We start from the raw sequence: 727 nt of genomic DNA, 5'->3' as shown, positions 1-727 counted from the left end.
CCTCCAACGATCTCACTAGTATAGGCAAGACGGATGCGGTGTTGGTCTGCTTGCGCTTCGTAAGTTAGAGGCTCAAGCTGGGCTCTTTTCAGTCTCGCTAACACTTCGTTCTCAATTCGATTGAAGTCATGAGCCGAGGTGAAGTTAAGTTGAATGAGTAGTACTTCATCCAATGAGGAAATGATTTTTGCACCACGCCCTGAAGCGAGAACGCGTTCAATACGTGTTGAGCCTGATTCGGGTTGGTAACTACAGCGAAGGTGCAAGTCCATTGCGCTTTGTGCCACAGGTTGAAGGGTTCGGCTGTGTAAAACCGGAGCGGCTAGGCGTGCAAGCTCACTCGCTTCATCTAAACGTAGTAAGGGCAGCAAGCAGGCGTCTGATACTAACCTTGGGTCAGCACTATATACACCTGCTACATCACTCCAGATCGTTACTCGCGTCGCTTCTGCGAGTGCGCCGATAACAGTGGCAGAGTAGTCGGAACCGTTTCGACCGAGCAGAACCGTGTGACCTTGGCTGTCTTGCGCCATAAAGCCAGTGATGACGACTCTATGGTGCGCATGCTGCACTAATACTTCTTTGATTAGCGGGTAAGATGCACCAACATCGACTTCTGGCTGTGTGCCTGACTCTGCACGAAGGAAAGCTCGGGCGTCTTGCGCTACCGCTGGTAAATCGTTGAGATTAAGCAAAGCTGCGAGTAGGCGTGATGACCAAACTTCAC

At 51.0% G+C, this 727-nt stretch carries 1 protein-coding gene; it reads right to left on the bottom strand.

Annotated features, from left to right (window positions below):
* Positions 1 to 727 (bottom strand): amino acid kinase family protein (locus QTO00_RS20415; protein ID WP_443088954.1); only part of this gene is annotated, 727 nt, incomplete at both ends.

The sequence above is a fragment of the Vibrio sp. M260118 genome (assembly GCF_036533755.1).
Taxonomy (GTDB): Bacteria; Pseudomonadota; Gammaproteobacteria; order Enterobacterales; family Vibrionaceae; genus Vibrio.
Note: the sequence above shows the minus strand (reverse complement) of the source record. Positions and strands in the feature narration are given on the sequence as shown.